Source organism: Mesorhizobium sp. M4A.F.Ca.ET.050.02.1.1, from assembly GCF_003997725.1.
Taxonomy (GTDB): domain Bacteria; phylum Pseudomonadota; class Alphaproteobacteria; order Rhizobiales; family Rhizobiaceae; genus Mesorhizobium.
In genome coordinates this window covers 1-5,064 of record NZ_RZSG01000438.1, presented here as the reverse complement: position 1 = coordinate 5,064, position 5,064 = coordinate 1, and the positions used below count along the sequence as shown (strand labels likewise).

The window sequence follows — 5,064 nt, the reverse complement described above, 5'->3', positions numbered from 1 at the left end:
TGCGGGAACAGCGCGTAGGACTGGAACACGGTGTTGACCGGCCGCTTGAATGGCGGCAGCGGCGCGATGTCCTGGCCGTGCAGCAGGATCTCGCCGGCGGTTGGAAAGTCGAAGCCGGCGATCAGCCTCAGAAGCGTTGTCTTGCCGCAGCCGGAAGGCCCCAGCAGCGTGAAGAACTCGTTTTCGCGGATCGACACCGAAACCGTGTCGAGAGCGGCGACCTGGTTTTCACCGCTGCCAAATACCTTGCGAACGCCACGAACCTCGATCGCATTCTTATCCGGTTGTTCCGGCACGATTACCCCATTGAGATGGCCTGCTCTTGGCGGCAGGTTTTGTTCCTGTTTGATTGTCACCATAAGCCAATCGGCTTGGCAACTGCGGAGCTTGGACTGGACTAAAAAGCAATTCCCGTGCCACCGTCAGGCTTGATAAGTGACCTTTCCGCCGCAAACCGTGGTGACCGGCCGCACCTTGTGCAGATCTTCCGGCGCGGTCGCCTCGATATCGGCCGAGAGCACCACCAGGTCGGCCAGATAGCCCGGCTTCAGGCGGCCCTTTCGGTCCTCCATGAACTCGGCATAGGCCCCTTCCACCGTATAGCCGGCAATCGCCTCGTGCAGCGAGAATCTCTGGTCGGGGTCGGTGCTTGCCCATGGTTTGCGCAACACTGCCGCCTGGATGCCCAGGATCGGATCGATGGGCGCTACCGGCCAGTCGGAGGCGAAGACGACGCGCGCGCCGGCATTCTTCAGGGTCCGCCATGCATAGCTTAGCGGCCAGCGGGCCTGCCCGATGCGCGACACCGTCGGTTCCAGGGGAAAATCCATCGCGCCGGGCGGATGCGGCGGCTGCATGGAGGCGATGACGCCAAGATCTTCGAAGCGTGGCACATCGGCGTCGGTGATGACCTCGATGTGCTCGACCCGGTGCCGGCTGTCGCGCTTGCCATTGGCCTTCGCGGCCGCCTCGTAGCCGTCGAGGACGGCACGCACCGCGCCGTCGCCGATCGAATGCACCGCCATCTGCAGCCCGCGCCTGTCGACGGCGACCGCAAGCTCGGCGAACCGGCGCGGCGTAAACAGCGGCTCGCCCACCCAGTTCGGCCGGTCGGCATAGGGTTCGACCATCACCGCCGTCCAAGAATCGAGCACACCGTCATAGAACACCTTGACCATGCCCGACGACAACCACTCGGTGTTGTAGCGTTCGGCCATGACGGACGCCTTGTCGAGGATGTCGAGCGTCATGAAATTCTTGTAGTGAAACGGTATCTGCGCACGGCAGGACAAGCCCTCCTCGGCCTCGATCTCGGCCAGCAGCTCGAGCTGGTAGAGATTGCCGTCCATGTTCTGGATGGAGGTGATGCCGTGGCGCGCGCACCAGGCGAGCCCGCGCCGCATGATGTCGCGGTCGGCGGCGCGCTCGGCGGCGGTCGGCATCGGATCCGGCTCGCCGCCGGTCGCCAGCCCCAGCCGCACCCGACCTTCTCCGGCAAGATCGAGCACAGGGCCGAACGCCTCGCCCTCGCGCAGTTCGCCTGCGGCCAGGCCATCCTCGCCCATGACGATCTCGTTGCCCGGACCAAGCGTGCGTCCGTGCAGGATGCCGGCCATCTCCAGCGCCTTGGTGTTGGCCCACATCGTGTGGTGGTCGGGAGCGGCCATGACGAAAGGCCGGGCGGGCAGGATCGCGTCGAGATGGTGGCGCGTCACCCGCACGTCGCCAAGGACGGTATAGTCGACACCTTGCGCGACCAGCATCTTGGCGTCGGGCCATGCCGATGCATAGTCGCGGATCGCTGCTTGCAGCGCCTCGAAGCCGTGGACGCCCGACAGTTGCAGATGCGCAAGCTCGGCCGCCCCCGAAAACAGATGCATGTGGGCTTCGATGAAGCCGGGGATCACCGAGCCGCCCCCGGCGTCGACGATCCTGGTGGCCGTTCCCTTGTAGCCTTCGATCGAGGCACAGCTGCCGATGGCGATGATGGCGCCGTCCTTGACGGCAATGGCTTCGGCTGCGGGATTGTCGGCATCCATGGTCAGCACACGACCGTTGACGACGATCAGATCCGCATTGTGATCCGCACCCGTGACAGACATCGCGACTCCGCGCTTTTGACGACTGGCCGTGACCGGCAACCCCTTGGCCAACGGCGTTCCACTCCGCCGGAGCGGCGCGCCATGGGACAAGAATGATGCCAGCGCGCTGTCTTCGAAATTCCCCTTGTTATCCCGGCAGACAGCGTGGATAAAGAATGCGACTAATTATTCGCGTTTGTCAACGCTCCGAATTTCGAATGAATTGTGGACAGCACCCGGCGCCTGTCTTGAGACCGGGGCGGGGAACGAGGACCTAGAGCCGTGAAGCGCAACCTCAGCCGCGAAACCAGGATAGCGCTCGAACCGCGCAAGCAGCCGCGCCAGGAACGCTCGAGCAAGGTGGTCGACAGGATTCTCGACGCGGCGCTGACCTTGACGCGGGAGCAAGGAACCAAGGCGCCGACGACGCTCGCCATCGCCCAGCATGCCGGCCTGTCGGTCGGTTCGGTCTACCAGTACTTTCCCAACAAGGAGGCCATACTTCTCGACCTCGCCCGGCGCTGGCTGTCGTCGTTTCCGGAGGTGATCGCAAGGCGCATCGAGGTCGCCCCGCCCACCAACCGCGAAGAGTTTCGCCAGGAAGTGCGCAAGCTCTTCATCGACACCTCGAAGCTCTATCTCGACAACGCCAGCCTGATGCCGGTGATCGAGGCCATATCGGGAAACGCCGACCTGAGACCGATCCAGAACGAATACGACGACCAGATCATCGCCCTCTACGCCGCATGGCTGCAGCATGTGAACCCGGCTCTTGAAGACAAGGTCGCGAGCCGCCTCGGCTTGCTGATGATGGAGGTCGGGCACGCGTGCCGGCTTGTGGGGCTGAAAAGGGATCGCAAGACATACGACCTTATCGAGGACGATGTGGAAGTGATGTGGCTCGCCTTGGTGAACCCCTATCTCAATCTTGACTGATTTCGCACTTCGAGAGGAATTTCATGAAGACTGTCTATTCGCCGCTTCACGCCGGCCATGCAGGCCATATGGAACTGGTCACGTCGGCGATCGTGCCGGGTTTCGAAAAGCCGTCGCGGGCGGAATTCATCAGGGCGCGCGTCGAGAGCGAGAAGCTGGGGCTGATCATCGGGCCGGTCGAGCATGATCTCGCCGCCGCCAAGCGCGTGCACAGTGCCGACTACATCGACTTCCTGCCGACCGTCTGGCCGCGATGGACGGCTGAGGGGCACAAGGGCTCGGCCATGGCGTTCACCTGGCCGACGCGCGGTTTGCGCGGCGACGTGCCGCCGCGGCGCATCGACGGCCTGCTCGGCTATTATTCCTTCGACGCCGGCGCCACCTTCGTCGAAGGCACCTGGGCGGCGATCAAGTCGTCCTATGAAGTGGCGCTGACGGCGGCTGAACTGGTCAAGGCCGGCGAACCGGCCGCCTTCGCGCTCTGCCGCCCGCCCGGCCATCATGCGGGTGCCGCCTTCATGGGCGGCTATTGCTTCATCAACAACGCCGCCGTTGCCGCGCAGTGGTTCCTCGACCAGGGCGCTAGGCGCGTCTCGATCCTCGATGTCGACTACCATCACGGCAACGGCACGCAGGAGATCTTCTACGGCCGCGGCGACGTCCAGGTGATCAACCTGCACGGCGATCCGATGACCGAGTATCCGTTCTTCCTCGGCCATGCCGACGAGCACGGCATCGGCGAAGGCGAAGGCTTCAACCTCAACTACCCGATGCCGTTCGGCACCGACTGGGACGGCTGGAACGCCTCCCTGGAGGATGCCTGCTCCAAGCTTGCCGCCTACGTCCCCGATGTCGTCGTGGTGTCGCTCGGCGTCGACACGTTCGAGAAGGACCCAATCAGCCAGTTCAAGCTGAAGAGCGCCGACTATCCCAAGATCGGTCGCCGCATCGCCAGGCTCGGCCTGCCGACGCTGTTCGTCATGGAAGGCGGCTACGCGGTGGAAGAGATCGGCATCAACGCCGTCGGCGTGCTGACCGGCTTCGAGGACAGGTAGGAGCCCAAGGGGGCGGCAGCAGCCGCCCCTTGGAAACTCTACGCTATGCGGCAGCGCCGGGGCTCGGCGCGGCGGCCGGCACGGCCGGTTTGCGGGAACGCCCAAGCATGTACACCGCCGCCGCAGCAATAACGCCCGCGGCCAGGATGGCGGCCGCCAGCACCGGCCGATACCAGAACCAGGCGACGGCGATCGTCGTCGTCCCGACCAGGATCGCCAGGACGAAGGCGATGATGCCGGTGCCCAGCCGGGCCAGGCTGCCGAGGAAGGGTATGACGTCGAAGATCACCCCGATCGGGCCGAGCAGCAGGGCAAAGCCTATCGTCAGCAGGATCAGGCCGCCGGCGCGCAGCAGCCAGGTTATCAGCGTGTTCGCGCTGACCGCTTCGGCGAACATCCTGTCGGCGGGCACGTCGCCCGTATCCACCATCAGCAACGCATCGCCGGCCGCCGTCTGGTAGGACTCGAACCGGTCGCCGGCCTGGCGCGCGACGATGCTGACGTGCCGAGCGGCGCCAGCTCGTAACCGATGCGATAGTCGCCCAGCGCCGGCGACGTCGTATCGGCGCCGAGATAGATCCTGCCGTCGACGATGTTGATCGGCTTTGCACCGGTATAGGCAGCCTCGATCGCGGCCGACTGGCTGGACGAGAGCGAAAATTCCTTGTCGCCCCCGATGCGGTCGAGCACCGGCCTGTCGAGCGTGAAGGCGCCGAGTTTGCCCTCCGCAATCTGGAAGCTCCTGCTGTGGATCGCCATCGGCGGGTTCTGGTGGCCGTCGGGCTTCTTGAAGTCGGATGAGTTGATCTGGCTGTCGTCCCACACCTTCGAATAGCTGTAGGTCGTCACCGTCTCCTCGCCGCCACCCAGCTTCTTCGTCGTCTCCGACTTGGAGTCTTCCTTCCACTGGTACATCTCGACGCTGCGCCTGTCGCGCAGCGTCGAGATGTACCAGTGGAAGGAAGACTCCAAGTCGGAGACGACGAAGAAGC

General features: G+C 64.4%; 4 protein-coding genes and 1 pseudogene. 2 read left to right on the top strand and 3 right to left on the bottom strand.

The genetic code is table 11. The features are described 5' to 3' along the window. Both EOA33_RS23805 and EOA33_RS23800 read right to left on the bottom strand, forming a co-directional pair. The coding region (locus EOA33_RS23805) for an ATP-binding cassette domain-containing protein (protein ID WP_127406735.1) at positions 1 to 296 on the bottom strand (296 nt) is incomplete at its 3' end. Between the two features lie 126 nt (positions 297 to 422). Then, on the bottom strand, positions 423 to 2,102 hold the full coding sequence (locus EOA33_RS23800; RefSeq protein WP_127406734.1) for an amidohydrolase: 1,680 nt from the start codon (positions 2,100 to 2,102) through the stop codon (positions 423 to 425). Positions 2,103 to 2,363: 261 nt separating this feature from the next. On the opposite strand from EOA33_RS23800, the gene EOA33_RS23795 reads away from it, so the two are divergent. Together EOA33_RS23795 and EOA33_RS23790 are read left to right on the top strand one after the other, a co-directional pair. Beyond that, positions 2,364 to 3,017: a TetR/AcrR family transcriptional regulator gene (locus tag EOA33_RS23795; RefSeq protein ID WP_126058506.1), complete on the top strand. Its 654-nt coding sequence runs from the start codon at positions 2,364 to 2,366 to the stop codon at positions 3,015 to 3,017. Positions 3,018 to 3,040: 23 nt separating this feature from the next. Beyond that, on the top strand, positions 3,041 to 4,072 hold the full coding sequence (locus EOA33_RS23790; protein WP_127406733.1) for a histone deacetylase family protein: 1,032 nt from the start codon (positions 3,041 to 3,043) through the stop codon (positions 4,070 to 4,072). Positions 4,073 to 4,115: 43 nt separating this feature from the next. On the opposite strand, the pseudogene EOA33_RS23785 reads toward EOA33_RS23790, so the two are convergent. Beyond that, positions 4,116 to 4,987: pseudogene (locus EOA33_RS23785) on the bottom strand (TMEM43 family protein). Positions 4,988 to 5,064 lie beyond the last annotated feature (77 nt).

Excerpts from the sequence above, each read along its gene's own strand:
- EOA33_RS23800 (WP_127406734.1), bottom strand. The coding sequence starts at position 2,102 with ATGTCTGTCACGGGTGCGGATCACAATGCGGATCTGATCGTCGTCAAC.
- EOA33_RS23790 (WP_127406733.1), top strand. The coding sequence starts at position 3,041 with ATGAAGACTGTCTATTCGCCGCTTCACGCCGGCCATGCAGGCCATATG.